Genomic DNA, 25172 nt, shown 5'->3' on the forward strand with positions numbered 1-25172 from the left:
GCCCGCGAGCGCGGCCAGCAAGGCCGCCGCGCTGGCCGCCTTCCCCGGCGCGCAGCCGCTGGCCTTCGAGACGCTCGCCAAACGCGCGCTCGCCAGCAAGTTCGACCTCTGTCAGTTCGAGTTCGCCGCGCAGCCGTGGCGTCTCGACCGCGCGACGCTGCGCCGTCTGCGCGTGCCGATCGCGCTGGTGGTGGCGTCGCTGGTGGTGGCGATCGTCGGCGCCAATGTGCAGTGGCTGATGCTCTCGCGCCAGCAGGACGCCATGAGCGCGCAGATGACCGAACTGCTGCTCAACGCGTTTCCCAAAACGACCGTGGTGCTCGACCCGGCGGGCCAGATGGCGCGCCAGCTCTCGCAGCTGCGCGTGGCGGCGGGCGAACCGTCGCCCGACGATTTCCTCGCGCTCGCCGACGGCCTCGCTCGCTCGCTCGGCCCCGTGCCGGTGAACGCGATCGCGGCGCTCGACTATCACGACCGGCGTCTCGACGTGACCTTCAAACCCGGCGTGAACATCGACGCGGATCTCAACAAACGCCTCGCGCGCAACGGCCTCGCGGGCACGCAGGACAGCAGCAGCGGCAAGTGGACCATCAGGAGCGCATCGTGAAGACATCGGCGGGAAGCGGCGCTTTGGCCGAACTGTGGCAGGAGCAGTGGGGCAATTTCTGGGACGCGCGCACGGCGCGCGAAAAGACGCTGCTGACCTGGGGCGGCGCGCTGCTGGCCCTGGCGATCGGCTATTCGGTGCTGTGGGCGCCCGCCGCCGACGGCCGCGCCAAGCTGCGCCAGAACCTGCCCGCGATGCAGCGCCAGCTTGCGCAGATGACCGCGCAGGCCGACGAGGCGCGCTCGCTCGCGGGCGCGGCGGCGAGCGTCGCGCCGGGCGGCCAGGCGCTCAAGGATGCGCTGACCGCTTCGCTGGCCGATCACGGCATGCCGGGCGCACAGGTGCAGTTGATCGGCAGCTCGGTGCAGGTGCAGTTGAAGAATGCGTCGTTCCCCGCGTGGTCGGCCTGGCTCGACGACGTGCGCAAGCAGTTCAAGGTGCAGGTGGTCGAGGCGCACATCACGGCGCTCAAGACCGATGGACAGGTCGATCTGACCGCGTCGCTGCAAAGCGCGAACGCCCACTGAGCACGGCCGGGAGAAACGCTTCATGTCTTACTGGATGCGGCGCGTGCGCGCCGCGCTGCCCTGGCTGTTCGTCGCGATCGTCTCGGTGGCCGTCGTCCTGCTCGTGCGCCTGCCCGCCGCGTGGATCGCGCCGCAGTTCGCGCGCGCCACGCAGGGTCATGTCAATCTCGTCGATCCGCAGGGCTCGCTGTGGCGCGGTTCGGCCACGCTGATGCTCGCGGCGGGCCACGACACGCAGGGCGCGACGCTGCTGCCGGGCCGCATCGAATGGCGCGCCTCGTTCTGGGCGCTGCTCACGGGCCGCGTGCGCCTGCAGATGCGTCAGACGGAGGCGATGCCCGATCCCGTCGACGTGGAAGCGACGCTGCGCGGCGCGAACGTCACGGCGGGCGCGATCGCGGTGCCGGCCTCGTTGCTCGCGGGGCTCGGCGCGCCGTTCAACACGCTCGATCTGGACGGCAACGTGCGGCTCGCGTGGACGCCCTGGCGCGTGTTCGGCACCGACGCGTTCGGGCGGCTCACGGTCACGCTCGGCGACATGAGCTCGCGCGTCTCGCTGGTCAAGCCGCTCGGGTCGTATGAGGCGGTGTTGCAGGCGCAAGGCGCGTCGTCGACGCTCGATCTCAAGACGCAGAAAGGGCCGCTGCTGCTCGACGGCCACGGCACCTTCTCGCGCAATTCGTCGATGTTCAACGGCACCGCGAGCGCGACGCCCGAGCAGCGCGAGAATCTCGCCGGACTGCTCAATCTGCTGGGACGGCCGGTTGGGCCCGGCACCGTTGCGCTGAACTTCATGCGCTGATCGACGCGCGCGAATTTCACGCGGACGCATCGCGTAAACGAAAAACGGCGGCTCAGGCCGCCGTATTTCGTTGCAGTGCGTGTGATGGCGTTACTGCGCCCGCGCGCCCGGAGCGCCCTGCGTGGCCGCCTCTGTCGCGGTTGGCTGCGTCGAGGCCGAACCCGGCGCCTTGACCTGATCCGCCGCCGCGCCCGATGCCGCCACCGGCGCAGGCGCGCTCACGCTGCCGGTCTCGTGGTCCATCTGCGTGGCGTCCCAGCCGCCGCCGAGCGCCTTCACGAGCCCCACCGACGACACCATGCGCTGCCCCGCGAGACTCGCGAGCTTCTGCTGCGCGGAGAACGCCGTGCTCTGCGCGGTCAGCACGTTGACGTAATCGACCGTGCCCGCCTTGTACTCGTTCGTGACGATGGCAAGCGCGTGCAGCGCCGAGTCCACAGCCTGCTGCTGCACGACGATTTCCTGCGCGAGGATGCGCTGCGACGCGAGGTTGTCCTCGACGTCCTGGAACGCGGCCAGCACGGTTTGCCGATAGGTGGCGACCTGCTGGTCGTAAGCCGCGCGCGCCGCTTCGGTCTGCGCGCGGCGCAGACCCGCGTCGAACACCGTGGCCGCAAGCGACGGCCCGAGCGTCCAGAAGCGCGACGGCATCTGCAGCAACTGCGAAAACACCGAGCTTTCGAAGCCACCGCTCGCCGAGAGCGTGAGCGTCGGGAAAAACGCCGCGATCGCCACGCCGATCTGCTCGTTGGCCGACGCCGCCTTGCGTTCCGCCGAGGCGATGTCGGGACGCCGCTCCAGCAGCGCCGACGGCATCGTGACCGGCACGACGGGCGGCGTGGCCGCGAGCGGCGACACCGGAATCGAGAACGACGAGGCCGGCTGGCCGACCAGCACGGCGATCGCGTGCTCGTCCTGCGCGCGCGCCACGCCGTTGTCGATGGCCGAGGCCTGCGCGGATTGCAGCTGCGTCTGTGCCTGGATCACGTCGGCGCGGCCCGCCACGCCTTGCGCGTACTGGTTCTGCGTGAGTTTCAGCGACTTCTCATAGGCCGCGACGGTGTCGTCGAGCAGCTTTTGCTGGGCGTCGAGCGCGCGCAGCGTGAAGTACGTCTGCGCGAGCGTAGCTTGCGCGGACAGGCGCGCATTCGCGAGATCGGCGGCCGCGCCCTGCTGGCTCGCTTCCTCCGAGCTGACCGTGCGGCTCACCTTGCCCCAGAGGTCGGGTTCCCAGGTGGCGTCGAGGCCCAGATTGACGTTGTTGGAGATCGTGCCGCTCGAGTTCGAGACGCGCGTGGGCGTGCGCGAGCGCGTGCCCGCGAACGACGCGCTCACGACCGGGAAGTACGCGGCGCGCGCTTCGCCGACCAGCGCGCGCGCCTGGCGGTAAGCCGCGGCGTATTGCGCGACGGTCTGGTTGTTCGCGTTGAGCTGGTCCATCAGCCCGTTGAGCTGTGCGTCGTCGTAGATCAGCCACCAGGGGCCGCGATCGGCGGCGTCGGCGGGCTGTGCGACCTTCCAGCCTTCGGGCGCTTCCTTGTAGGCCGCGGGCACCGCGCTGTCCGGGCGGTGATAGTCAGGCCCGACCGCGCAGCCGCCCAGGGCGAACGCGAGCGCCGAGGCCGCGCCCAGCAGCGCGAGCTTCGGTGCGCGGCGCGCGCCGGCAGACGGGACGTGCTGGGCGTCGCGAGCGGCGAACGCGCCATCAGCGGCATGAGAGGCGTGACGATCGTGACGGCGGGACATGCAAGGAATTCCTGTCGATGCGGCTGGCGAACAAGCGAACAAAAGCGAACGCGCCGTGCGCGGCGATGAACGGTGTAATCGGTAAGGCGACGTGACCAGCGCGCGGCGGATCTGGCCGAAGGCGCGCGGACACGGCTTGCGCGGCGTTCGCGCGGAGCGGCAATGGTAGCGCACGCGCCGCGCGTCGCGCGCAATCTGTAAGGTTAAGCCGGGAACAGGGACGGATGTGTTACGGCGTGTGAGGTGCAGATTACGCGTCGTTACGGCAGCCCGCCGCGCAAAGCAGACGGGCGGCCGCCGAAGCCGGCGGGTTGGCTTCGCTTTTCGTATTGACCGTGCCTGCGCCACTCGCTGCGCTTGCCGCGCCCGTGCTCGCGGCATCGCCGCGCCTCGCGCGACGCCAGTCGGACCACAGCATCAGCACGACCGCCACCGAACCACCGGGCAGGAGGAACATGCCCGCGTAGAGCGCGAGCTTGCGCCAACGCGCCGCCCCGCCTGCTTGCGCAAGGGCAAGCCTGGCAGTGCTATGAACCGAGCGGCCAATGCCGCCGAGCGCGTGTTTGAGGTAAAGCATGGCGCGAGCTACGTCGTCGAAAAAGGGAATCTGTGGAGTGTAAGTGGTTGCCTGCAATAATATTGACTATGCAATCAATTCACAACATACTTTGCAGCGCATCAAATCCGTTGTTGTTTTTACGCCGCGATAGCGACGAATCGATGACGAATGCTGCGACGCAATCACCGAAATTCCTGCCCAGGCAGAAAATTCTCGGGCTAGAATTCGCCAGTTTCGTTTGCCTGCGATGAGAGTGCTTTCCCCATGAGCGACGGCTCCAACATGTCCAGCAAAGTCGGCGTCGTGCCGAGTCTCGGCTACTTCCTGTCGACGGCCCGCAACGTGCTGGCCGCCCGCATGGACCGCGCGATTGCGCCGCTCGGGCTCACCTCGTCGCAGATCGGCGTGATCCTCCTGCTCTGGTACGAACGCGCGCGCACGCCCAACGAGATGTCGCGCGTGCTCTCGTACGACACCGGCTCGATGACGCGCATGCTCGACCGCCTGGAGCGCAAGGGTTTCCTGCTGCGTCAGCGCAGCCAGTCGGACCGCCGCGTCGTCGAACTCGTGCTCACGCCGCTGGGACGCGACGCGGCGCAGCAATTGCCGGACGCCATCGCCACGGTGATGGATGACCAATTGCGCGGCTTTTCCGCCGAGGAAGTCACGACGCTCGTGCATCTGCTGCAGCGCTTTATCGCCAACGACGCCGAAACCAGCGCGGTCTGTACGGGCGTCGAATGCCCGGACGGCCCGGCGGAAGGCGATTCAGGCACCGATAGCGGCGTCGATAACGGCGCATAAGAACTAGGCGCCCGGCGGCCTCCTTGGGGCCGCTCTCGACGCTGTATTCGGGCCCTTCTGCAAGTGAATACCTGTCTGGGCAGAGAATGCCACGACACGAAATCGTCGGCCGCAAGCCCTACCCGGCTGCTTGCACGCGGCAACGGTCTGCCTCATTGAAAGCACCGCAAGGACACTGAAGATGGACGCATCCACCGCCGCGCCGGCCGGCGCGCCGCCGCAGACACCCGCACAGCCAGCGCCACCTGCGCCGCCCGCGCCCCTTTCGGGCGGCACGCTCGCGCTGCTCACCGTGGGCCTCGCGCTTGGCACCTTCATGGAAGTGCTCGACACCTCGATCGCCAACGTCGCCGTGCCGACCATCTCGGGCAACCTCGGTGTGGCCAACAGCGAGGGCACGTGGGTCATCTCCTCGTACTCGGTGGCCTCGGCCATCGCCGTGCCGCTCACAGGCTGGCTCGCGCGCCGCGTGGGCGAAGTGCGCCTTTTCACGCTCTCGGTGCTGCTGTTCACGATCGCGTCGGCGGCCTGCGGCTTCGCCACGAACTTCGAGACGCTGATCACGTTCCGGCTCGTGCAGGGGCTCGTCTCCGGTCCGATGGTGCCGCTCTCGCAGACCATCCTCATGCGTTCCTACCCGCCCGAAAAACGCGGGCTCGCGCTCGGCCTCTGGGCGATGACGGTGATCGTCGCGCCGATCTTCGGCCCAGTGATGGGCGGCTATATCACCGACAACTACACGTGGCCGTGGATCTTCTACATCAACGTGCCGATCGGGCTATTTTCCGGCGTGTGCGCGTTCCTGTTGCTGCGCGGCCGCGAAACGAAGATCACGAGCCAGCGCATCGATGCCGTGGGCCTCGCGCTGCTCGTGATCGGCGTGTCGTGCCTGCAAATGATGCTCGACCTCGGCAAGGACCGCGACTGGTTCAGCTCGAAGTTCATCGTCGCGCTCGCGATCATCGCGGTGGTGTCGCTCGCGTTCATGCTCGCGTGGGAGGCGACGGAAAAAGAGCCGGTGGTCGATCTCTCGCTGTTCCGCGACCGCAACTTCGCGCTCGGCGCCACCATCGTCTCGTTCGGCTTCATGGCGTTCTTCGGCTCGGTCGTGATCTTCCCGCTCTGGCTGCAAACGGTGATGGGCTACACCGCCGGCATCGCGGGCCTCGCGACCGCGCCCGTGGGGCTGCTCGCGCTCGTGCTATCGCCCTTGATCGGACGCAATATGCACAAGCTCGACCTGCGCATGGTGGCGAGTTTCGCGTTCATCGTGTTCGCGCTGGTGTCGATCTGGAATTCGACGTTCACGCTCGATGTGTCCTTCAATGACGTGATCCTGCCGCGTCTCGTGCAGGGCATCGGCGTGGCCTGCTTCTTCGTGCCGATGACGACGATCACGCTCTCCAGCGTCTCCGACGAGCAGCTCGCAAGCGCGTCGGGACTCTCGAACTTTCTGCGCACGCTCTCGGGCGCGATCGGCACGGCGGTCAGCACGACGTTCTGGGAAGACGATGCGATCTATCACCACGCGGTGCTCTCGGAGTCGGTGAATCCGTATTCGGCGAACACGATTGCGTATCAGGACGCGCTGAAGACGCTCGGTTACGCGGGCCAAGGCGTGACGGCGAAAATAAACGATGTGGTGACGTCGCAGGGCTACATGATGGCGACCAACGACTTCTTCCGCATTTCGTGCGCGGTGTTCGTGGTGCTGGCGCTGCTGGTGTGGGCGACCAAGCCAAGAAAAGGCGCGGGACCGTCGATGGGCCATTGAAGCCCGGTCCCGCGCCTGGTGCGCTCTGAACGTTGAGAGCGAAAACGTTCAGAGCGTTCAGAACGATTGGCGAGCGCGATTAGCGCGCCGTGATGCCGCTCGTCTGGATCTCGACGCGGCGGTTCTTCGCGCGGCCCTCGGCCGAAGCGTTCGAGGCGACCGGCTTCGAGAAGCCATAACCGTTCACCTCATACTGGCCCGCGTGCAGCCCGTGCGATTGCAGATAGTTGCGCACCGACTGCGCGCGGCGCAGCGAGAGGCGGTCGTTGTAGGCCTTCGTGCCCTTCGAGTCCGTATGGCCGTTGATGACGACGGTGCCGATGTTCACGCCGTCGCTCTGCTGGATGAACTGGTCGAGCGCCTGCTTGCCGGCGGGCAGCAGGTCGGACTTGTCGAACGCGAAGTTGGCGTCGGCGTTCAGCGTGATGGTTTGCGGCTGCGTGTTGACAGGCGGGGGCGGCGGAGGCGGCGGAGCGACGTGCGGCTGCACGACCGGTTGCGGTGCCTGGCAGATGAACATGATTTCACGCGGGTCGTTTTCGGGCACGAAGCCCGACGCCGCACGGTCGACTGCCGAGACGCGCAGCGGCTGCTTGTCGCCGCAGATCTCGTTGACCTTCTTCATACAGGCCTTCGAGCTTTCGAGCAGGCCCAGACACTGCACGCGATAGGCTTGCGTGCCGTTCGCGAGCGTAACGATGTCGAGATTGTGCAAAGGCCCCGATGCCGTGGTGCAGCCTGCAGCCGCGACGAAAAGAGCGGCCAGCGGGACGGCGAGCGCACTAGCAGGCAGAAGTCGCATTTTCATTGTCGATTCGAGTGATGGAATAAGAGTGAACTGCCCGGCGCGGGCCGAACCAGCGCCAAGGTTACGAGGCCTCGGCGCTGCTGTTCCATCAGAAACGGCTTAAATGCGTAATCGGAGTGATTCGAATCGCGATAATCGTTCGGACTGCATTCGATCGTGCGGCCAGGCGGCAGTGCGATCGAATGCGGATCGGAGCAACGCCCGAAGGCGTCGCTCCGACACTGCGTCGACGCTATGCCGACTTCATTGCGCCGCGGCGGCGGGCGCCGAGGCCGGCGCGGTGGCGGTGGTCTTGCCCGAGTCGGCTTCGTCGCCGGCCTGGTCGTGGACCGACTGCTCGACGCCGGTGCGCACGTACTGCTTGAAGGCCGCGCCCGCGGCCCACGGATCGGGCTTGCAGCCGATCGAACTGTCGCAGTGCGCCGCGAAGCCGATCGTGGTCGTGCCGTCGGGGTTCTTCGTCTTCGTGATTTCGTAGGCCAGCGCACGCTTGCCGCCGCCGGGGCCGGTGGTCTGGATCAGCGTGTCGGTGGCGGTTTGCACTTCGTACTTCGAATGGCCGCGCACCCAGTCCTGGGCGCGTTGCCACCAGATGTCGCACTCGGGCTGATCGCCGCAGGTGAGCGGCGCGGTGGCGATCTGCATCACGTCGGGATTGACCTGACCGCGCGGCGCGCAGGCCGCCGCCGTCACGCAGAGCAGGATCGGCAGGATTCGTTTCATCGCGTGGGTTCCTCGCAGAATGGGCGCGCGGCGTGCGCGCGCCGGTCGTTTGTCGTTGGTGTGAGGTTCGTGTGACAAGGGCGGCGCGCGCAGCGATGCGTGACGTTGCGCGCGCGGCGCCAATATGACATTGGACTGCGTGGGCGCGCCAGTGTTTCGAGCAAAAGCGATACCCGGCGCGATCGAGCACGCACCACATGCACCACCTGCACCACACGCGCCGCCGCGGGACGGCGGCGCGGCCGTGCGACGGGCGCGGCGATCAAACGCTGTAGCGATTGAGCGTGTAGGCGCGATAGGCGGCGACGAAGGCGTCGAACGAGCCGACTTCCTCGCGTTCGAGCTTGGCCTGCTGATCGAGCGATTCGCGTGCGAGCGCTTCGAACTGCGCCGTGGCCTCGGCGTCGAGCGGACGCGAAAGGAAATACGCCGCGTGACGCTCGCTTTGCACGAGCGCAAATTGCAGGAAGGATTGCTGCTGCTCGCGCATCGTCTTCAACACGCGCGCGGACGGCGTGAGCGACGCATCGGCGAGCTTCGCGCGCTGTGCGGCCAGTGCGCGCGCATGTTCGTCGCCGCCCTTCGCCGCGTCGAGCAGCGCAGCCGCCTGCTCGATCTTCGCGAACAACTCGGTGGCCCAGTCCTGCATCGCGACGCGCTGGCCGTTGCGCGTGAGTTCGAGCCCCGGCTTGCGCCCTTCCTTCGTGACGATGCCGAAATTCTCGTTGGCTTCCGCGTAATCGGCTTCCGGCAGCGACGCGCTTTCATCGAATGCGCAGGCGAGCAGATAGGCGTCGAGAAAACGCGCGGCTTCGAGCGAGATGCCAGTCGGCTCGAACGGATCGATATCCATGCAGCGCACTTCGACGTATTGCACGCCGCGCGCGGCGAGCGCATGCAGCGGACGCTCGCCCGGATACGTCACGCGCTTCGGGCGGATCGTCGAGTAGAACTCGTTCTCGATCTGCAGCACGTTGGTGTTGATCTGCACCCACTCGCCGTCGCGATGCGTGCCGATCGCCTCGTAAGGCGGATACGGCTGGCTCACGGCCTGCGCGAGCGCTGTGAGATAACCGGGCAGCGTGTCGTAATCGGCGTGCAGCGCGGACTGGCCCGTGGTGTTCGAGTAGCCGAGATCGCTCATGCGCAGGCTGGTCGCGTACGGCAGATAGAGCGTGTCGGCGTCGAAGGTGTCGAGCGTGTGCGGACGGCCGCGCAGGAAGCGCGCGTCGAGCGCGGGCGACGCGCCGAACAGGTACATCAGCAGCCAGCTCGTGCGGCGGAAGTTGCGGATCAGCGCGAGATAACGCTCCGACTGATAGTCGGTTTGCGTGGCCGTGGACTGATCGTGCGCGTGCAGCGTGCGCCACACGTCTTCGTTAAGCGAATAGTTGTAGTGGATGCCCGCGATGCACTGCATCGTGCGCCCGTAACGCAGCGCGAGGCCCATCCGGTAGACGTATTTCAGCTGGCCGATGTTCGAGCTGCCGTAACGCGCGATGGGAATGTCCTCGTCGCTCGCGGGCAGCAGGCCCGGCATCGATTCGTTCCACAGCATTTCGCCGTCGCGCGCGAGCACGCCGTAGACGAAGCGATGCAGTTCGTCGAGCTTGTCGAGCGTGATGGAGGCGTCGTGTTCGGCGGGCGTGATGATCTCGATCAACGCTTCCGAATAATCGGTCGTGAGCGACGGATGCGTGAGCGCCGAACCGAGCGCCGCGGCATGCGGCGTCGTGGCCAGCTGGCCGTCGCGCGTCACCCGCAGGCTTTCCTTTTCGATGCCGCGCAGACCGCGCGTGAGCGCGTCGCGTTGCGGCCCGGCGCTCAGCACGGAAAGGCGCTGTGCGAGAACGTCGTTCGTGCGTGTGGAGGTCGTGTCTGGCATTGAAGGCAGGTCGGGCTCTGGCCGGCGAGACGGTGCTGCGCGCGCCGCCGACAGGGATATTTTCGGTAGCGGGCACTTTAACATCTCGCCGAAAGACCTGCTTGAGGCCGCTTCGGGCGGGGTTTTGCGGCCTGTAGCGCGGGTTCGGCGGCGGTTCTGCCGCGTGCGGGCGGACGTCGAATCGGCGTGATTTCAACGCCGGTTTGAGGCGGGTTTGACGTCGGATTGACGTGATCGCGACGGTTTTTATGTGATTGCAGAGATGCGTCCGCGCGACGTTCCGCCACGTCCATGTATCGGGCGTGTCAGCCGCCGCGCGCCGCGCCCGCCCGATCGGCGATTTCGTTCCACAGATGCATCGCCGCATACGCGCGCCACGGACGCCAGGTGTCGGTGCGCGCGCGCTGCTGCGTCGCGCGCACGAGCGCCGGATCGCGCGCGGCGATGGCCTGCATCAGCACGAGATCGGTGGCGGGCCAGGCGTTCGGATCGCGCCACGCGCGCATCGCCACGTATTCGACCGTCCACGGCCCGATGCCGGGCAGCGCGAGCAGCGCGGCGCGCATGGCGTCGAGTTCGGCGGCGTCGCCCGCTTGCGCCGCGCCCGGCAGATCGCTGCGTTCGATCGCGACCTCGCCGCTCGCCACCGCGCGCGCGAAGCCTTGCAGCGCGGCGACGCGTTTGCCCGGCATGCCGATGCCCGCGAGATCGGCGGCTCCGAGCGCGGCGGGCGTCGGAAAACGCCACGCGGTATGCGCGTGCGGATGCCCTTCGATGCGCTCGCCGACGCGTTGAACCAGCCGACCGATGATGGTCGTCGCGGCCTTCACGCTCACCTGCTGCCCGACGATCGCGCGCACCACCAGCTCGAAGCCCGACCACGCGCCCGGCACGCGCAGCCCCGGCACGGCCTCGACGAGCGGCGCGAGCCACGGGTCGCTCGAAAGATGCGCGCCGATGGCCGCCGTATCGACCTGAAGATCGAACATGCGCGAGAGCGGCGCGGCGAGCGCCTGCGCGTGCGCGCTCACGGGCCCGTCGATCTGCACGACGAGGCAGCGCTTGCGCGCGTGGCGGCGCACGGCGAGCGTGCCGCTCGCGCCCGCGAAGTCGATGGCGCGCAGCCACGCGCCGTCCTCGACGGCTTCGACGCCGGGCGTCGCGCGGCCGCCGAAAAAGCGCAGCACGCGCGGCCAGTCGTAGGGCGCGCGAAACGGCAATTCGAGCGTGGCGGAGTCGGTGACGGACGCCGGGTTGGGCGGCGTCGGCCGGGGTGTTCGGGATGTCGACTGGACGGCGCTCAAACGGCGGTCTCCGGCGTGGCTGCGGCGCGTTTGGCGCGCGGTTTCTGGTCCGCTGGATCGGATGAATTCGCGGGCGAATTCGCGGCGGATTTAGCGGCGGGCTTCGCGATGGAAGTCCTGGCCGATTGTGCCGCATCGGGGCGCACCTCGCCCGCGCGCGCTTCCGCGTCGAGCAGCGCCGCCTTGCGCGTGATGCCCCAGCGATAGCCCGCGAGCGAGCCGCCCTTCTGCACGACTCGATGGCACGGAATCGCCAGCGCCACCGGGTTCGACGCGCAGGCGCTCGCCACCGCCCGCACCGCGCGCGGCGCGCCCAGCGCTTCGGCGATCTGCGTGTAGCTGCGCGTTTCGCCGTAGGGAATGTGCTGGAGCGCGTCCCAGACGCGCTGCTGGAACGCCGTCGGCGCCACGTCGAGCGGCAGGTCGAAGCGCTCGCGGCGGCCGTGCAGATAGGCGTCGATCTGCGCGACGAACGGCGCGAGCGCGGCGGCGTCTTCCACGCAGCGCGCGTTTTCGAAGTCGGCGCACAGGCTGGCCGTCAGCGCGTCGCCATCGTCGCCGAATGCGATGCGGCAGATGCCCTTCTCGGTGGCCGCGATCAGCACGCGGCCAAGCGGCGTGGCCGCGTTCGCGAAGCGGATCGTGAGGCCCGCGCCCTTGCGCCGGAACGCCGACGGCTTCATGCCCAGTTCGCCCGCCACGCTCTCGTAGAGCCGCGACGACGAGTTGAAGCCCGCATCGGCGCTGGCGCGCGTGACGTCGGCGCCCTGGGCGAGCGCGTCGCGCAGCACGGCCCCGCGGCGCGCGGCCTGATACTGACGCGGCGACACGCCCAGCACGCGCTTGAACAGGCGTTGCAGATGGAACGGGCTCAGATGCACAGCCTCGCCGAGCTGCGCGAGCGTGAGGCGCGATGGCGGATCGGCGTCGAGCGCGGCGCAGGCGCGGCGCACGATGTCGAGTTCGCGCGGCAGGCCGCCCGGACGGCAGCGCTTGCATTCGCGATAGCCGGCGGCGCGCGCGGCGTCCGCATCGGCGAAAAACTCGACGTTCTCGCGGCGCGGCAGGCGCGATGCGCAGGACGGACGGCAGAACACGCCGGTCGTGCGCACGGCGTAGAAGAACTGGCCGTCGGCGTGGGCGTCGCGCGCCTGGACGGCGGCCCAGCGCTCGGCGTCGGCCTTGCTGCTCCTGGCGCTGTCGGTCACGGTTCGGGATGCGTCGTTCGGAATGGCGTTCATGTCAGGACTCCCGCTGGGTGCTCATGCTTGAGCTCACTCGATGGTCCCACTGTAAAGGCTCGGGCGCAGCACGGCGTGCCGGTTCTTGCGCTGTCGTTCGGGTGAAGTGCGGGTGAAGTTCGGGTGAACAAAAGGGCACCATTCACGCGCACGCCCGCCCTGTCAACGTGCAGCTGCGACAAAATGGCACCATTGCGGGTTTTCCCTTAAAAACTTGTTGCGTCGCGTCAGACCGCTGTGTATAGTGATTCCTGTCTCCTCCATGTCTCCTCCTGATATGGATTAAGCCCGCTCACAGCAGCGGGCTTTTTTTCGTCCAGCGTTTTTAGCGCGCGCGGCGTCCGGTGTGTCCCCCGCCTTCCCCTACACTGCAATGACCGTTTCCGCACACGCCAATCGGCGGAGGACGTCATGCAAATCCAGATTCGCGAAATCGATCACGTGGTGATTCGCGCCGCCGATCCCGTCGTCATGACGCGGTTTTACTGCGACGTGCTCGGCTGCCGCGTGGAGCGCGAGGAAGCGCAGCTCGGCCTCGTGCAACTGCGCGCGGGCCGCTCGCTGGTCGATCTGGTGTCGATCGGCGGTCCGCTCGACCGCGAGAAGGCGGACAACGCCAGCGTGTCGCCGACGGGCGCGGGCCGCAACATGGATCATCTGTGTCTGCGCGTGGAGCCGTTCGACGGCGCGGCGCTCAAGGCGCATCTCGCCGCGCTGGGCGCGCGTCCCGGCGATGTGGTCGAGCGATACGGCGCGGAAGGTTTTGGGCCCTCGCTGTATCTGTTCGATCCCGAGGGCAACATGCTGGAGCTGAAAGGGCCGCCGAACGGCTAGCCCCGAAGTGCCGCAAGCTGCGGCGGACGGCGCTCAGACGTTCTCGGGCGCCTTGAGCACAGTCCATTCGACCGCCACCGGCTCGCTCGTCGTGCTGCCGATCCACGCGGCGCCGTCCTGCACCGTGCATTGCAGGCGCATCGTCCGTTCGGCCAGCTTGCCGAGCGAGGCCGCCACGTCTTCGCCGAGCGACCAGACCGTCACGTTGCGCAGACGTTCGACCTTGCCGCGCACGCCCTGCCACCAGATGTCCGAGGTGCGGCCGCCGTAGGCGATCACGATCACCTCATCCGCGCGCCCCGCCGCCTTGGCGATGCGGCGCTCGTCGGGCTGGCCGACTTCGATCCAGGTCTGGATCGCGCCCGTGTAGTCCTTGCTCCACAGATCGGGCTCGTCGGTGTCCGACAGGCCCTTGCAGAATTCGAGACGCTCGCCCGCGAACAGCGCGAAGGCGGCGATGCGCACCATCATCCGGTCATTGGTTTCCGACGGATGGCACGCGATCGTCAGCGCATGGTCGGCGTAGTAATGCCGGTCCATGTCCGCGATCTGCAGTTCTGCCTTGAAGATGGTCGATTTGAGTGCCATGCCGAATTTCGCCCCTCGATACCCGCTGCGTCGGCATGTGGCCGCGCAAAAACCGCACATGATAGCGAGTTTCCAGCACGAGCTGTGCCGGATTCATCAGACGGCGGCGTCACGCTTACGCCGATCTCACGCCGAATGCACGTTGATGATCGGAAGCGAAAATGACGCCGCGATGAAGGGGGCGAAACAGAAACGGTGACGATGACGGGGACGAGCAAACGCCCGCGCCGCGCCTGTGTGCGCGCGGCGTCGGCGGCAATGCGCGAAGACCGGCTTATTGCTTGATGAAGCGGTCGCTGGTCCAGAGGCCCTGATCGTCGGCGTTGGCGGCGTTCACGAACTCGACGTCGTGGCCCACGACGCGCACCACGCGGTACGACTGGTTCTCGGGCGTGGCGAGGCAGCGGTAATCCGCGAAATATTCCTGCATCTGCTGATGCTCGCCGGCCTGTTCGTGCTGGGAGACGGCATCGAGCTTGTCCCGGGAGAGGCAGCCGTACGCGCCGGGTTTGAGCTGCACGGTCTGTTGCGGCTTGACCGACGCCTCCTGCGCCTGCGCCGGCAGCGCGGCGGCGAAACTCGAAGCGCCGACGACCCAAGCGGCCACGGCCATTGCGGATAGCCCTTTCATTGTTCTGCCTCCTGGGCGGGTTTGTTGACTTCGGTTAGCTATGTATTTAACGGCCACGTCCGACCCGCGTCTTTCAATGTAGAGGAGCGCGAAGGGAGTGCAAGAACAACTTGTGTGCAGGCGCAACAGGCGGCAACGAAAGCCGCGCCCGGACGGCACGTAACCCGCATGACGCGCTGCACATAAAGACCTTCGACGCCCGCTTCGAAAGGTGCGCGCGCATTCGCAAGCCGCTGAATAAAAACGATGCCAGGCTCGCCGCGATCGCGCCGACGCAACCGCCATATCGCGACTTGCGCGCGCCCGATCTTCGTGGATAAATCGGGCATCCCAATCGGGCTTCCCTTCAGGAGACTCCCATGACTCTCGCTCACTGGCTGCCGTTCGCGATCGCCTCGGCCATCCTCGTCGCCATTCCCGGGCCGACGGTGCTGCTCGTCGTGTCCTACGCGCTCGGCCACGGCCGCCGCTATGCGCTCGCGACCACCGCGGGCGTCGCGCTCGGCGACTTCACGGCGATGACCGCGTCGATGCTCGGCCTCGGCGTGATTCTGGCCGCCTCGGCGACGCTGTTTTCGGCGCTCAAGTGGGTCGGCGCCGCGTACCTGATCTATCTGGGCATCAAGCTCTGGCGCGCGCCCGTGGCGAATCCCGAAGCGCCCGACACCAGCGAAACGCGCACCGGCCGCATCTTCGCGCACGCCTTCGCGGTCACGGCGCTGAATCCCAAGAGCATCATTTTCTTCGTCGCGTTCGTGCCGCAGTTCATCGATCCGCATCTGCGCGCGCTGCCGCAGATCGTCGTCTTCGAGGCGACGTTCCTCGTGCTCGCGACGCTCAACGCCTTCGGCTACGCGCTGCTCGCCGCCGCGGCGCGCAAGGCCGTGCGCAGCCCGCGCGTGCAGCGCGCGGTCAATCGCACCGGCGGTTCGCTGCTGATCGGCGCAGGCCTGTTCGCCGCCGTCTGGAAGAGGTCGGCCGCCTGAATGCGCCCGGCCTCGCCCGTCGGTGTTTTCCCGGCTTGCGAAGGCGGGCACGCGCGCTGCTCAAGGCTTTACGTACGGCGGATCACGTTCGTTTCCGAATAAGTCGACGCCCGGCGTGCAAACTGTAGCGTTCCAGCTACAATGCAATTGCAACCGCTTGACAGCCAGGAGGTAATCGTGATCGAACACGTAATACTGGGCGCGTTTCTGGTCATCCCCCTCGTCATTGTTGTATTCCTGTTCTCAGACGAGATTCTTGAGGAGCACCGACAGCGCGTACTCGCCGGGGATCACCATATCGACTGGCGTCATCCGTTACGCAGCATTCTTCATCATTGATGAAGCGAGCCAGCGTCGCGCCCGGTCTCTACAGGTCCGGGCCGCGCGCACTCTGGCTTTGGCGCGCGCCGGCGTTCGACCGGCGCCGCGTTAATTCATCATCCGCGTAATTCGTCGTTACCCTTTGCAGCACCTGTATCCGCGCTTCGGGGCCACAATCGTTTGCATGTTTTCATACAGTTCTCGAGGAGAACGACATGCGTAAGATTGCAGCCGTATTGGTGCTGGCAGGATGCGTGGTGGCGGCTGGCCCGGCCAGCGCGCACGATGGGGGTGGCGACGTGGTGGGCGCGCTCGTGGGCGGCGCGCTGATCGGCGCCGTGGTGGGTGCGGCGATCAACGGCCCGGTGGTCGCGGCGCCGCCTGTTTATGCCGAACCGGCCCCGGTGGCCGTGCCTGTGTACGCCGAGCCTGCGCCGGTTTATGCTGCCGCGCCCGCTCCCGGCGGCTGCTACGACCAGTATTCGGGACGTTACGTGCCGTGCGGGCCGCCGCAACCCGCGCCGCCTCCGCCGCCGTATGGCGGGTATGGGCAGCCGGGCTGGTAACAGGCTGGTAACAGGCTGGCAACGGATCGGCAACGGGTCGACAAGTCACCCGGCTTCGAGCCGATCCGTCACACGCGGCCGCGCTCCGGTTTCCCGGAGGCGGCCGCGAGTCATTTGGGCGGCGCGCTTTCGCGTGTCGCCATCGCTGATCAAGAAGCCTGCTCGACGGGCGTCACCTGCAGATTCAACTTCTGCGTCAAACGGATCACCGTGAATTCGACCGCGCGATCGATGCGCGAAGCGTCGAGCAGCCGTTGCAGCGCATCGATGCTGTCGACGGGCAGGCCGTCGATTGCAACGATCGTGTCGTCCACACGCAGGCCGCCTTGCGCCGCCGGACTGCCCTTCACGCTTTCCATCACGCGCACGCCGGTCGTCGTGGCCAGCTCGAAATAGCGCTGCACCTTGCGCGCGATCGGCACGTTGGTCCCGGCGATGCCCACATAGGCGCGGCGCACGCGTCCGTGCATGAACAGCTGCGTGATGACCCACTTCGCCGTATCGATCGCCGTCGAAAAGCAGATCGCCTGCGCGCCCGGAATGATCGCCGTGTTCACGCCGATCACCTGGCCCGCCGAGTTGACGAGCGGTCCGCCCGAATTGCCGGGATTGAGCGCGGCGTCGGTCTGGATGACGTCGTAGATCATGCGCCCGGAGGCCGATCGCAGCGAACGCCCGAGCGCCGACACGACGCCCGTGGTAACGGTCTGCGCGAGTCCGAGCGGGCTGCCGACGGCGATCGCGATCTGGCCGACGCGCAGTTTCGCCGATTCGCCGAGCGTGGCGTGCGGCAGGGCCTCGGACGCGCCGATGCGCAGCACGGCGAGATCGGTGCTCGGGTCGTCGCCGATCAGGTCGGCGTCGTGCGTCGAGCCGTCGGCGAGCGTGACGCGCAGCGCGCTCGCGCCATGCACGACGTGGCTGTTGGTGAGCAGATAGCCGTCGGGCGTGAACAAAAAGCCCGAGCCGGTGCCGCCGCGCGCCGCGGCGTGGCCGGTCGGGCGATGCTCGACGGCGATATGGGCGACGGCGTGCTGCACGCGCTCGAGCGCCCCGATGACAGTTTGCGAATAGGCGTCGAGAATTGCGTCGTCGCTCGCGGTGCGCACGTGGGCGCCGTCGGGCGAGAGATCCCGAGCCAGATCGTCGATGAAGGCAGGTCGGCTTCCCACGATCGATGTTCTCCGATGAAAGTGGGCTCTACATGCAGGGAGTCCGCCGGGATTTCAAGATGGATTCGGCGAGCGGGAAAAGCATCGCCTGGAGGGTCATAACGCAGGACGCACGGACGGCTGGCGGCGCGAACGAGGCGCGACGGTTAAGGATTGTCAGATCGGCCTCCCAGCCATTGATGGCCCAGGAGTCAGCCGTGACAATGGTTCGGCGGCGACGTCCCCTCGCGCCGTGTTGTCAGTAGGCAAGCTCTTCGCCGCGGCCCCTGCCGCGGCATTTTTTCGTCCGCGCATTGCGCACATGTCGTGGGCGTTGGTCGTGTTGATCGTGCGCCGATTGCTGCGGAATCCTTAAAAAGAAAAAAGCCCGCGCGAAGGCGGGCTAATCCATGCTCGGGTTACATGGCGAGGTAAATCGGCGGGCCGTGCCTTTTTGCGGATTACCGCGGGCATCGGCCGGGACGAGCGGAATGCTCAGGCAGCGGCGCGTATTTGCAGGCGCTCGAGCTGGGTCATGAGCGAGTCGATCGTACAAAACTGGGCGTGGGAGAGCTGTGCCGTATCGAGCAGATTCGAGAGGCGCTTGTGCCAATACTCGAACGAAAGGATGGGGATCGCGCCTTCAGTCAGCAGCGACGGCACCATGACGCGCATGATGTGCGCGATTTCCTGATCGATAAACTTCACTTTTCACCCCCCGGAGATCATCGAAATCTCATTGACTGGATTTCGTGTAAACAACTGTAATTCGCCGCTCGGGGGTGTATAGCTATCACTTCTGATAGGGCGCTGTGAGGGCGTGTTCCACCCCGGATCGAAGCCTTGCCAGCCGGGCATTTCAGCCATCCTGACGATCGGTTGACAGGCTCGGATCGGGAGATATCCTGGTGTGGCTAGCGCGCTATTCACACGCATTTTGCGAGGTATTGCGCGTGGTTCTACGGGAGTGCTTAATGTCGCCAGCCGCGGCCGTAATAGCCGCCCACGCCTACCCCAATATCGACGGCCGGCGCCGCGTAATAACCCGGCGCATATCCGTAGCCGTATCCATAAGCCGGCGCCGGTGCATACGCATAAGGCGGCGCCACCACGCATCCCGTGAGGCTGGCGAGTCCGGCGGCCAGCGCAATCGCGCAACAGAGTTTGATCGTCTTCATCGTTTTCTCCTGATGCACGTATTGTCGGCGTGCACTTCGTTTGAAAACGAAACGATGTGTGACGATGAATTACCGTCTAAAGGCGCGGCGGCGCTGCCACGCGGGGCGCGTAGCGATTCCTTACGTTTATGCGGAACTCGCAATGGGAATCGGCCGCGTAGTCGGGAATATTGCCTTTCGAAGGGCTAACGAAAACGCGTAAAAAGGCGCGTTATTTGCCAATACAAAAACGGCTGAAAATCACGCCGAGCAAATCGTCGGAAGTGAATTCGCCGGTAATCGAATTAAGCGATTCCTGCGCAAGCCGCAATTCTTCCGCGAACAGATCGAGCGCCTGCGCGTTTTGATCGGCATGCGCCGCCGCGTTGGCGAGCTGGTCTCGCGCCGCGCGCAACGCGATCAGATGGCGTTCGCGCGCGAGATAGACGCTTTGCGCGTCGGCCTGCCAGCCCGCGATGCGCAGCAGTTCCCCGCGCAGCAGCGCCACGCCGTCGCCCTGTTTCGCCGAAAGACGGACTTCGCACACCTGCGCGCCGTTGCTCGCCGCGCGCGTGGCGACGGCGGGCTCGACGCCCGTGAGATCGGTCTTGTTGAGCACGCGCACGACCGGCACGCCCGCCGGAAAACGCGCGGCGATGACTTCGTCTTCGGGCGTCATGCCCACGCGCGCGTCGAGCAGATGCAGCACCACGTCGGCGCGGCCGATCTCGCTCCACGTGCGCTCGATGCCGATCTTTTCGACTTCGTCTTCGGTGTCGCGCAGACCCGCCGTATCGATCACGTGCAGCGGAATACCCTCGATCTGGATGGTTTGCGAGATCTTGTCGCGCGTGGTGCCCGCGACGGGCGTGACGATCGCGAGCTCCGCGCCCGCGAGCGCATTGAGCAGCGACGACTTGCCGACGTTCGGCTGCCCCGCGAGCACGACCGCAAGGCCCTCGCGCAGCAGCGCGCCCTGACGCGCCTCGGCCAGCACGTGGTCGAGTTGCGCGCGGATGTGCGCGAGCTTGCCGCGCGCGTCGGCGGCTTCGAGGAAATCGATTTCTTCTTCGGGGAAGTCGAGCGTGGCTTCGACCAGCATGCGCAGCGTCACGACGTCGTCGACGAGTGCGTGGATATCGCGCGAGAACGCGCCGTCGAGCGAGCGGCCCGCCGAGCGCACCGCTGCTTCGGTGCTCGCTTCGATCAGGTCGGCGACCGCTTCGGCCTGCGCGAGGTCGAGCTTGTCGTTGAGGAACGCGCGGCGCGTGAACTCGCCGGGCTCGGCCAGACGCAGGCCGAACGCGCGCCCTGCCTCGATACAGCGCTGCAAGACGAGCTGCAGCACGATCGGGCCGCCGTGCCCCTGCAGTTCGAGCACGTGCTCGCCGGTATACGAATGCGGCGCCGGGAAATACAGCGCGATGCCGCGGTCGAGCGCGGTGCTTTCACCGTCGAGGAACGGCACGTAGCTCGCATGGCGCGGCGCGAGCGTCTGGCCTGTGAGCGCCTGCATCAGCGTTTCGGCGGCAGCCGCGCCCGCGCGGCCGAACGAGACCCGCACGACGCCGATCCCGCCGCGTCCGGGCGCAGTGGCAATGGCAACGATGGGATCGGAATCGGTGGCGAGCATGGCGGGACGAATCGAGGTGGTCAAGGCCGCAACGGGCAGGCCGACGCCGCGACGGACGCCGGAAAGAAAGTGCGTGGATTGTAACGCGGCACGCGCGAGCGCCTTGGCGCCCGGCTTCGCCGAGTCTTATCTCAATTTATCTCAGATTGGCTAAGATTGATCTTAGAGCGCGGCTGCGATTTTCGGAGCGCGAAGCGGATCTCGCAGGCATCTCGTCGGCACAACGCCCCATTAACAGGCATCGACGAATCGCGCCCCAATTCGCAACCGATTTATTGCGCTACTTGCGACTTCAGGCGAACTCTAACTTATACGAGCTAGATCTAGCTCAACCAGTTGCCAACTTCGACAAAAGCCGATTGCACAATCTGGCCCATGCCAACGCCCGAAGAAAAAGCCGCCTTCGCTGAACGCCTGCAACTGGCGATGCGGCGCTCGCCCGACAAACCGCGCGGCAGCACGGATCTGGCGAACAAGTTCAATCTGCGCCACCACGGCGAGCATCCAGTCTCGCCGCAAACGGCTCACAAATGGCTGAGCGGCCGCACCATTCCCACGCACGACAAATTGCAGACGCTCGCCAGCTGGCTCGACGTGGATGTGCACTGGCTGCACTACGGCCCTTCTCCTCAAACGCCGGCGACCGGGACCACACCGAAGCCGCGCAAACCCGACGAGCGCTACCCGCTTTCCGAGGAAACGCTCGAACTCGCTTCGAAGATCGAGTCGCTGAGCCCGCACCATCGCTATTTGCTGGAAGAACTCGTTTCGCAGTTCTACGGCGGCCCGGAGAAACGCTGAGCGCCAGTATCGCCTGAGCGCGCTTTGCGGCTGCAAGCGAATAACGCGTCGTCCCTGTCCACGGACAAATAAAAAAGCCGCCCGGTTTGCACCGGGCGGCTTTTTTTGCGGCTAAGGCCTGAGAGTCCGGAACCCGCGCTTACGCGGCTTCCTTCTTCTTGCTCTTGCCCATCATGCGCGTGATGTAGTACTGCTGCGCGATCGACAGCACGTTGTTCACGACGTAGTACAGCACGAGACCTGCCGGGAAGAAGAAGAACATGACCGAGAATGCGATCGGCATGAACATCATCATCTTGGCCTGGACGGGGTCCGGCGGCGTCGGGTTCAGCTTGGTCTGCACGAACATCGAGACGGCCATCAGCACCGGCAGGATGAAGAACGGATCCTGCTGCGAAAGGTCGTGGATCCAGAGAATCCACGGCGCGCCGCGCATTTCCACCGACGACAGCAGCACCCAGTACAGCGAGATGAACACCGGAATCTGGATCACCACCGGCAGACAGCCGCCGAACGGATTCACCTTCTCAGTCTTGTAGAGCTCCATGAGCGCCGCGTTCATCTTCTGCGGGTCGCTCTTGAAGCGCTCGCGCAGCGCCTGCATACGCGGCGTGATTTCCTTCATGCGCGCCATCGACTTGTAGCTCGCGGCGGACAGCGGGAAGAACACAGCCTTGATCAGCAGCGTGAGCAGCACGATCGCCCAGCCCCAGTTGCCCACGTAGCCGTGGATCTTCTCGAGCAGCCAGAACAGCGGCTTGGCGATGATCGTCACCCAGCCATAGTCCTTCACCAGCTCCAGACCCGGCGCGATGCCTTCGAGCATGCGCTCCTCTTCCGGGCCGGCGAACAGGCGTGCCTGCACGTTGTCGGTCGCGCCAGGCGCGATCGTGCCGAGCGGCTGCTTGACGCCCACGCGGTAGAGGTTGTTGTCGAACTTCTCGACGTAGATGTCACGCTTGACGCCCTGCTGCGGAATCCACGCCGTGGCGAAGTAATGCTGCACCATCGCGACCCAGCCGTTGTCGGCCTGGTTCACGTAGTCCGCCTTGTTCTTGTCGATGTCGCCGAACGTGATCTTCTGGAAGTGATGCTCGTTCGAGTACACCGCCGGCCCGATGAACGTATGCGAGAAGCGCGGCGTTTCGACCGGCTCGCTGTCGCGCACAAGCTCCATGTAGAGCGTGGGCGAAACCGGCGTGCTGCCGACGTTCTGCACCTTGGTGTCGACGCCGATCACATAGCTGCCCTTCGTGAACGTGTAGGTCTTGCTGACCTTCACGCCGCCTTTTTCGGGCGATTCGAGGGCGATCTGGAACGACGTGGCGTCGCCGCTCAGGTCGCGCGGACCGTTGGCGACCGTGTAGACGTCGGTGTGATTCGGGAAGTCGCCGCCCAGCAGACCCGTACGCGCGAGGTACGTGTGGTCCTTGGTGTGGTCGAACAGCGTGATGTACTGGTCGGGTTGCTTGCCGTCGCCTTCCTTCACGAGCGAAAGCTTCGTGAGCGTGCCGCCGCGCGTGTCGATCACGCCGTCGTAGACATCGGTACGGAAGTGCACGAGCTGCGCGGCGGCTTCGGCCGGCTGGGCCGTGCCGGTGGGCGCCTGGCCTGCGGCCGTGGCCGGCAGGTCGGAGGCGGCGTTAGCCGCGCTCGCGGGCGTCGCGCCGCTTGCGGCGGCCTGCTGCGTTTGCGTCGCGCTCGGGAAGAACATCGACTGACGTCCGTGGTCGCGCTGCCAGTTGTCGTACAGCATGACCGCTGACATGAAGAAGATGACCCATAGGACGGTGCGTTTGATATCCATGCGTTGTCTCAGTGTCGATGGAAGGCGCGTCAGCGCTTTTTCGGAGATGCAGGCGGGACCAGGTCGACGCCGCCCGCCGAAAACGGGTGGCAGCGGCAAAGCCGCCGCGCGGCGAGGTAAGTCCCGCGCGCGGCGCCATGATACTGGATTGCCTCGCGCGCGTAATCCGAACAGGAAGGGTAAAAACGGCAGCGGTTGCCGAGCAGGGGACTCACGGCAAGCTTGTAGAAGCGCAGTAAAGCGATCAGTACCGTTTGCATGGCGTGGCGGCCGGACAGCGCCGCTTGGAAAGACGAACGTCGTGCCCGGCCAGCGGGCGCGGCCTGCACAGCAATCGCAACGGACCGGCGCACGGCCCTCACGAGGCGGCGCTGCCCGTCTCGGGCGCGGCGCGCCGCTTCGCGACTTCGCGCGCGGCCTTGTCGAGCAACATCTCGATTTCGGTGCGGCAAAGTGTCTTCAGCGGCAGCGACGAAGCACACGGCATGGCCTTGCGGTCGAATTTCGTATGCAGGCGCAGCAGCAGGTCGAAGCCTTCGAACTGCGCGCGGCGCACGCGAAACGCCTCGCGGGCGATGCGGCGCACCAGGTTGCGCGTGACCGCGCGCGGCGCGTACTTCTTGCCGATCACGAGCCCGAGCCGCGCCTCGTTGCCGGTGGCGCGCCCGTACACGACGAAGTGCGCGGCGCGGCGCCAGGGGCGCAAACGAAAAACGGATGAGAACTCATCCGTTTTCAGTAGCCTTGCGGCTTTCGGGAAAGCGGCCTGCGTTCGCGACGTGCCGTGAGGCACCTCGTTCGCGTTGTCCGCTTCGTCCGACAGTTTCACGTCTGGCCCGCTATCGTCGATCGTGGTCGATTGTGCTGATAGCGGTGCTATCGACAAAACTGGAAAGCGGCGCGCTTAGATGGCGAGACGCTTGCGACCCTTCGCACGGCGTGCGTTGATCACTTTGCGACCACCGGCGGTCTTCATGCGCACGCGAAAGCCGTGGGTACGCTTGCGACGGGTAACGGAAGGTTGGTAAGTACGTTTCATGTTGCTCTCACTTGTTGAGAAATGACCGCGGCGAGCATCGCGGAAAAAAGCAATGGCCGGTGGTACAAGGGATTGGTTTTCGCGGAACCCGCTATTTAATCCGGTTTTTCGTTGGCCGTCAATAGGTTAGAGCGGGTTAGCGCTTCGAAGGCCGCGCGAAGGGTCCGCGAAGGAGGCAAATCCGGTGCAAATCGCTCCGTCCCGTATTCGTGCGGCGCCTTGTTGCGCGACGCTCGCCCAGACTATGGGAGAAGATACGCCCCCTTGATCCGTCCCTGTGGATAACTTCCTGGCCAGGGCTTTTCGGCGTTAGAATCTCGGCTATCCCAAGAATCCTGCTTGCCGCTCCGGCCCGCCTGCTTGCCGCAACTCCTTGCCGCGCGGGCGTCCGGAGCATTTGTTTTCGCCCCGCCAGGGCCTTGTTGCATTTGTGCGACACGCGCGGCGCGAAGGCATTTGCACGCAAACAAAACGACCACAGCATCTCGATGAACGAATTCTGGCAACACTGTTCCGCACTACTGGAGCGCGAGTTGACGCCCCAGCAGTACGTGACGTGGATTAAACCGTTGGCCCCGGTTGCCTTCGACGCTGCGGCGAACACGCTGCAGATAGCCGCTCCCAACCGCTTCAAGCTCGACTGGGTCAAAAGTCAGTTCTCGGGTCGGATCACCGATCTGGCGCGCGACTTCTGGCAGACGCCCGTCGACGTGCAATTCGTCCTCGACCCGAAGGCGGGTATGCGCGCGCCTGTCGCCGCTCCGGCCCCGCGCGCGCCGCTGGCCGCCGCCGAAGCCGCGCCCGCTGCCGCTTCGGCGATCTCCGCCATGCAGCAGGCCGCGCCGATCCACGCGGGCGCCGCCGCCGTCGCCGCCATC

Annotated in this window: 28 protein-coding genes; 11 read left to right on the forward strand and 17 right to left on the reverse strand. The window is 66.2% G+C overall.

Features of this window, described 5'->3' with window-relative positions; all coding sequences use genetic code 11:
- The 3 genes from gspL to LDO54_RS38555 form a co-directional block, all read left to right on the forward strand.
- The coding region (gspL, locus tag LDO54_RS38545; protein ID WP_253074449.1) for a type II secretion system protein GspL at positions 1–607 on the forward strand (607 nt) is incomplete at its 5' end.
- 23 nt (positions 608–630) lie between these two features.
- On the forward strand, positions 631–1134 hold the full coding sequence (locus tag LDO54_RS38550; protein ID WP_224018405.1) for a type II secretion system protein M: 504 nt from the start codon (positions 631–633) through the stop codon (positions 1132–1134).
- Positions 1135–1156: 22 nt separating this feature from the next.
- Positions 1157–1936: a type II secretion system protein N gene (locus tag LDO54_RS38555; RefSeq protein ID WP_224018363.1), complete on the forward strand. Its 780-nt coding sequence runs from the start codon at positions 1157–1159 to the stop codon at positions 1934–1936.
- Positions 1937–2026: 90 nt separating this feature from the next.
- Here LDO54_RS38555 and LDO54_RS38560 read toward each other — a convergent pair whose 3' ends face one another.
- Complete coding sequence (locus LDO54_RS38560; RefSeq protein WP_224018365.1) at positions 2027–3682, reverse strand: efflux transporter outer membrane subunit; 1656 nt, start codon at positions 3680–3682, stop codon at positions 2027–2029.
- A 250-nt stretch (positions 3683–3932) separates the two neighbouring features.
- Entirely contained in the window at positions 3933–4259 is a 327-nt protein-coding gene (locus LDO54_RS38565) for a hypothetical protein (RefSeq protein WP_224018367.1), read from the reverse strand.
- A gap of 246 nt (positions 4260–4505) precedes the next feature.
- Here LDO54_RS38565 and LDO54_RS38570 point away from each other — a divergent pair, with 246 nt between their 5' ends.
- Together LDO54_RS38570 and LDO54_RS38575 are read left to right on the forward strand one after the other, a co-directional pair.
- Positions 4506–5045: a MarR family winged helix-turn-helix transcriptional regulator gene (locus LDO54_RS38570; RefSeq protein WP_224018369.1), complete on the forward strand. Its 540-nt coding sequence runs from the start codon at positions 4506–4508 to the stop codon at positions 5043–5045.
- A gap of 181 nt (positions 5046–5226) precedes the next feature.
- A complete protein-coding gene (locus LDO54_RS38575) occupies positions 5227–6819 on the forward strand; it encodes a DHA2 family efflux MFS transporter permease subunit (protein ID WP_224018371.1) in 1593 nt (530 codons plus the stop codon).
- 79 nt (positions 6820–6898) lie between these two features.
- Here the strand turns inward: LDO54_RS38575 and LDO54_RS38580 are convergent, their stop codons facing one another.
- From LDO54_RS38580 to ada, 5 genes are all read right to left on the reverse strand, one after another.
- A complete protein-coding gene (locus tag LDO54_RS38580) occupies positions 6899–7627 on the reverse strand; it encodes an OmpA family protein (protein WP_224018373.1) in 729 nt (242 codons plus the stop codon).
- A gap of 243 nt (positions 7628–7870) precedes the next feature.
- A complete protein-coding gene (locus LDO54_RS38585) occupies positions 7871–8350 on the reverse strand; it encodes a hypothetical protein (RefSeq protein WP_224018375.1) in 480 nt (159 codons plus the stop codon).
- 262 nt (positions 8351–8612) lie between these two features.
- The gene (gene gshA / locus LDO54_RS38590) at positions 8613–10235 is read right to left on the reverse strand and encodes a glutamate--cysteine ligase (protein WP_224018377.1); all 1623 of its coding nucleotides are present in this window, start codon (positions 10233–10235) and stop codon (positions 8613–8615) included.
- Positions 10236–10540: 305 nt separating this feature from the next.
- On the reverse strand, positions 10541–11455 hold the full coding sequence (locus tag LDO54_RS38595; protein ID WP_224018406.1) for a DNA-3-methyladenine glycosylase family protein: 915 nt from the start codon (positions 11453–11455) through the stop codon (positions 10541–10543).
- 80 nt (positions 11456–11535) lie between these two features.
- The gene (gene ada, locus LDO54_RS38600) at positions 11536–12780 is read right to left on the reverse strand and encodes a bifunctional DNA-binding transcriptional regulator/O6-methylguanine-DNA methyltransferase Ada (RefSeq protein ID WP_224018379.1); all 1245 of its coding nucleotides are present in this window, start codon (positions 12778–12780) and stop codon (positions 11536–11538) included.
- Positions 12781–13191: 411 nt separating this feature from the next.
- On the opposite strand from ada, the gene LDO54_RS38605 reads away from it, so the two are divergent.
- Positions 13192–13614, forward strand: coding sequence for a VOC family protein (locus LDO54_RS38605; protein WP_224018381.1), 423 nt, complete (start codon positions 13192–13194; stop codon positions 13612–13614).
- Positions 13615–13647: 33 nt separating this feature from the next.
- On the opposite strand, the gene LDO54_RS38610 is transcribed toward LDO54_RS38605, so the two are convergent.
- Positions 13648–14202 (reverse strand): YaeQ family protein, encoded by a 555-nt coding sequence (locus LDO54_RS38610; protein ID WP_224018383.1) that lies wholly within the window; start codon positions 14200–14202, stop codon positions 13648–13650.
- A 274-nt stretch (positions 14203–14476) separates the two neighbouring features.
- Entirely contained in the window at positions 14477–14815 is a 339-nt protein-coding gene (sap1, locus tag LDO54_RS38615; protein ID WP_224018407.1) for a surface attachment protein Sap1, read from the reverse strand.
- Positions 14816–15192: 377 nt separating this feature from the next.
- Here sap1 and LDO54_RS38620 point away from each other — a divergent pair, with 377 nt between their 5' ends.
- The 3 genes from LDO54_RS38620 (at position 15193) to LDO54_RS38630 (ending at position 16706) form a co-directional block, all read left to right on the forward strand.
- A complete protein-coding gene (locus LDO54_RS38620; protein WP_224018385.1) occupies positions 15193–15819 on the forward strand; it encodes a LysE family translocator in 627 nt (208 codons plus the stop codon).
- Between the two features lie 177 nt (positions 15820–15996).
- A complete protein-coding gene (locus LDO54_RS38625) occupies positions 15997–16158 on the forward strand; it encodes a hypothetical protein (RefSeq protein WP_167371405.1) in 162 nt (53 codons plus the stop codon).
- 197 nt (positions 16159–16355) lie between these two features.
- Positions 16356–16706, forward strand: coding sequence for an ecotin precursor (locus LDO54_RS38630; protein WP_224018387.1), 351 nt, complete (start codon positions 16356–16358; stop codon positions 16704–16706).
- Positions 16707–16855: 149 nt separating this feature from the next.
- Here the strand turns inward: LDO54_RS38630 and LDO54_RS38635 are convergent, their stop codons facing one another.
- The 4 genes from LDO54_RS38635 to mnmE all read right to left on the reverse strand — a co-directional run bounded on the left by LDO54_RS38635 (position 16856) and on the right by mnmE (position 20647).
- Positions 16856–17878, reverse strand: a complete 1023-nt coding sequence (locus LDO54_RS38635; RefSeq protein ID WP_224018396.1) for a S1C family serine protease — start codon at positions 17876–17878, stop codon at positions 16856–16858.
- Positions 17879–18352: 474 nt separating this feature from the next.
- Entirely contained in the window at positions 18353–18532 is a 180-nt protein-coding gene (locus LDO54_RS38640; RefSeq protein WP_224018398.1) for a hypothetical protein, read from the reverse strand.
- A gap of 296 nt (positions 18533–18828) precedes the next feature.
- Positions 18829–19035 carry a hypothetical protein gene (locus LDO54_RS38645; protein ID WP_224018400.1) on the reverse strand — a complete coding sequence of 69 codons (207 nt, stop codon included), beginning with the start codon at positions 19033–19035 and terminating at the stop codon, positions 18829–18831.
- 211 nt (positions 19036–19246) lie between these two features.
- The gene (mnmE, locus tag LDO54_RS38650) at positions 19247–20647 is read right to left on the reverse strand and encodes a tRNA uridine-5-carboxymethylaminomethyl(34) synthesis GTPase MnmE (RefSeq protein ID WP_224018408.1); all 1401 of its coding nucleotides are present in this window, start codon (positions 20645–20647) and stop codon (positions 19247–19249) included.
- 375 nt (positions 20648–21022) lie between these two features.
- Between mnmE and LDO54_RS38655 the strand changes: the two genes are divergently transcribed.
- Positions 21023–21448, forward strand: a complete 426-nt coding sequence (locus LDO54_RS38655; RefSeq protein WP_224018402.1) for a transcriptional regulator — start codon at positions 21023–21025, stop codon at positions 21446–21448.
- Between the two features lie 139 nt (positions 21449–21587).
- Here the strand turns inward: LDO54_RS38655 and yidC are convergent, their stop codons facing one another.
- The 4 genes from yidC to rpmH form a co-directional block, all read right to left on the reverse strand.
- Positions 21588–23255 carry a membrane protein insertase YidC gene (gene yidC / locus LDO54_RS38660; protein ID WP_224018404.1) on the reverse strand — a complete coding sequence of 556 codons (1668 nt, stop codon included), beginning with the start codon at positions 23253–23255 and terminating at the stop codon, positions 21588–21590.
- A gap of 29 nt (positions 23256–23284) precedes the next feature.
- Complete coding sequence (gene yidD / locus LDO54_RS38665) at positions 23285–23515, reverse strand: membrane protein insertion efficiency factor YidD (RefSeq protein ID WP_028211944.1); 231 nt, start codon at positions 23513–23515, stop codon at positions 23285–23287.
- A gap of 98 nt (positions 23516–23613) precedes the next feature.
- Positions 23614–24084 carry a ribonuclease P protein component gene (gene rnpA, locus LDO54_RS38670; protein ID WP_436975786.1) on the reverse strand — a complete coding sequence of 157 codons (471 nt, stop codon included), beginning with the start codon at positions 24082–24084 and terminating at the stop codon, positions 23614–23616.
- A 75-nt stretch (positions 24085–24159) separates the two neighbouring features.
- Positions 24160–24294 carry a 50S ribosomal protein L34 gene (gene rpmH / locus LDO54_RS38675; protein WP_004198824.1) on the reverse strand — a complete coding sequence of 45 codons (135 nt, stop codon included), beginning with the start codon at positions 24292–24294 and terminating at the stop codon, positions 24160–24162.
- A gap of 488 nt (positions 24295–24782) precedes the next feature.
- Between rpmH and LDO54_RS38680 the strand changes: the two genes are divergently transcribed.
- Positions 24783–25172, forward strand: a 390-nt coding sequence (locus tag LDO54_RS38680; RefSeq protein ID WP_290371184.1) for a DnaA N-terminal domain-containing protein, incomplete at its 3' end; no start/stop codon positions are given.

Origin of the sequence: Paraburkholderia tropica (genome assembly GCF_914484835.1) — a bacterium.
In the GTDB taxonomy this organism is placed as follows: Bacteria; Pseudomonadota; Gammaproteobacteria; order Burkholderiales; family Burkholderiaceae; genus Paraburkholderia; species Paraburkholderia tropica_A.

Coding starts and splice junctions, on each gene's coding strand:
- gshA (WP_224018377.1), bottom strand. CDS start 10,235: ATGCCAGACACGACCTCCACACGCACGAACGACGTTCTCGCACAGCGC.
- yidC (WP_224018404.1), bottom strand. CDS start 23,255: ATGGATATCAAACGCACCGTCCTATGGGTCATCTTCTTCATGTCAGCG.
- sap1 (WP_224018407.1), bottom strand. CDS start 14,815: ATGGCCGTGGCCGCTTGGGTCGTCGGCGCTTCGAGTTTCGCCGCCGCG.
- LDO54_RS38580 (WP_224018373.1), bottom strand. CDS start 7,627: ATGAAAATGCGACTTCTGCCTGCTAGTGCGCTCGCCGTCCCGCTGGCC.
- LDO54_RS38645 (WP_224018400.1), bottom strand. CDS start 19,035: ATGAAGACGATCAAACTCTGTTGCGCGATTGCGCTGGCCGCCGGACTC.
- mnmE (WP_224018408.1), bottom strand. CDS start 20,647: ATGCTCGCCACCGATTCCGATCCCATCGTTGCCATTGCCACTGCGCCC.
- LDO54_RS38560 (WP_224018365.1), bottom strand. CDS start 3,682: ATGTCCCGCCGTCACGATCGTCACGCCTCTCATGCCGCTGATGGCGCG.
- LDO54_RS38570 (WP_224018369.1), top strand. CDS start 4,506: ATGAGCGACGGCTCCAACATGTCCAGCAAAGTCGGCGTCGTGCCGAGT.
- LDO54_RS38620 (WP_224018385.1), top strand. CDS start 15,193: ATGACTCTCGCTCACTGGCTGCCGTTCGCGATCGCCTCGGCCATCCTC.
- rpmH (WP_004198824.1), bottom strand. CDS start 24,294: ATGAAACGTACTTACCAACCTTCCGTTACCCGTCGCAAGCGTACCCAC.
- LDO54_RS38630 (WP_224018387.1), top strand. CDS start 16,356: ATGCGTAAGATTGCAGCCGTATTGGTGCTGGCAGGATGCGTGGTGGCG.
- ada (WP_224018379.1), bottom strand. CDS start 12,780: ATGAACGCCATTCCGAACGACGCATCCCGAACCGTGACCGACAGCGCC.
- LDO54_RS38565 (WP_224018367.1), bottom strand. CDS start 4,259: ATGCTTTACCTCAAACACGCGCTCGGCGGCATTGGCCGCTCGGTTCAT.
- LDO54_RS38605 (WP_224018381.1), top strand. CDS start 13,192: ATGCAAATCCAGATTCGCGAAATCGATCACGTGGTGATTCGCGCCGCC.
- LDO54_RS38640 (WP_224018398.1), bottom strand. CDS start 18,532: ATGCGCGTCATGGTGCCGTCGCTGCTGACTGAAGGCGCGATCCCCATC.
- yidD (WP_028211944.1), bottom strand. CDS start 23,515: ATGCAAACGGTACTGATCGCTTTACTGCGCTTCTACAAGCTTGCCGTG.
- LDO54_RS38575 (WP_224018371.1), top strand. CDS start 5,227: ATGGACGCATCCACCGCCGCGCCGGCCGGCGCGCCGCCGCAGACACCC.
- LDO54_RS38555 (WP_224018363.1), top strand. CDS start 1,157: ATGTCTTACTGGATGCGGCGCGTGCGCGCCGCGCTGCCCTGGCTGTTC.
- LDO54_RS38610 (WP_224018383.1), bottom strand. CDS start 14,202: ATGGCACTCAAATCGACCATCTTCAAGGCAGAACTGCAGATCGCGGAC.
- LDO54_RS38585 (WP_224018375.1), bottom strand. CDS start 8,350: ATGAAACGAATCCTGCCGATCCTGCTCTGCGTGACGGCGGCGGCCTGC.
- LDO54_RS38655 (WP_224018402.1), top strand. CDS start 21,023: ATGCCAACGCCCGAAGAAAAAGCCGCCTTCGCTGAACGCCTGCAACTG.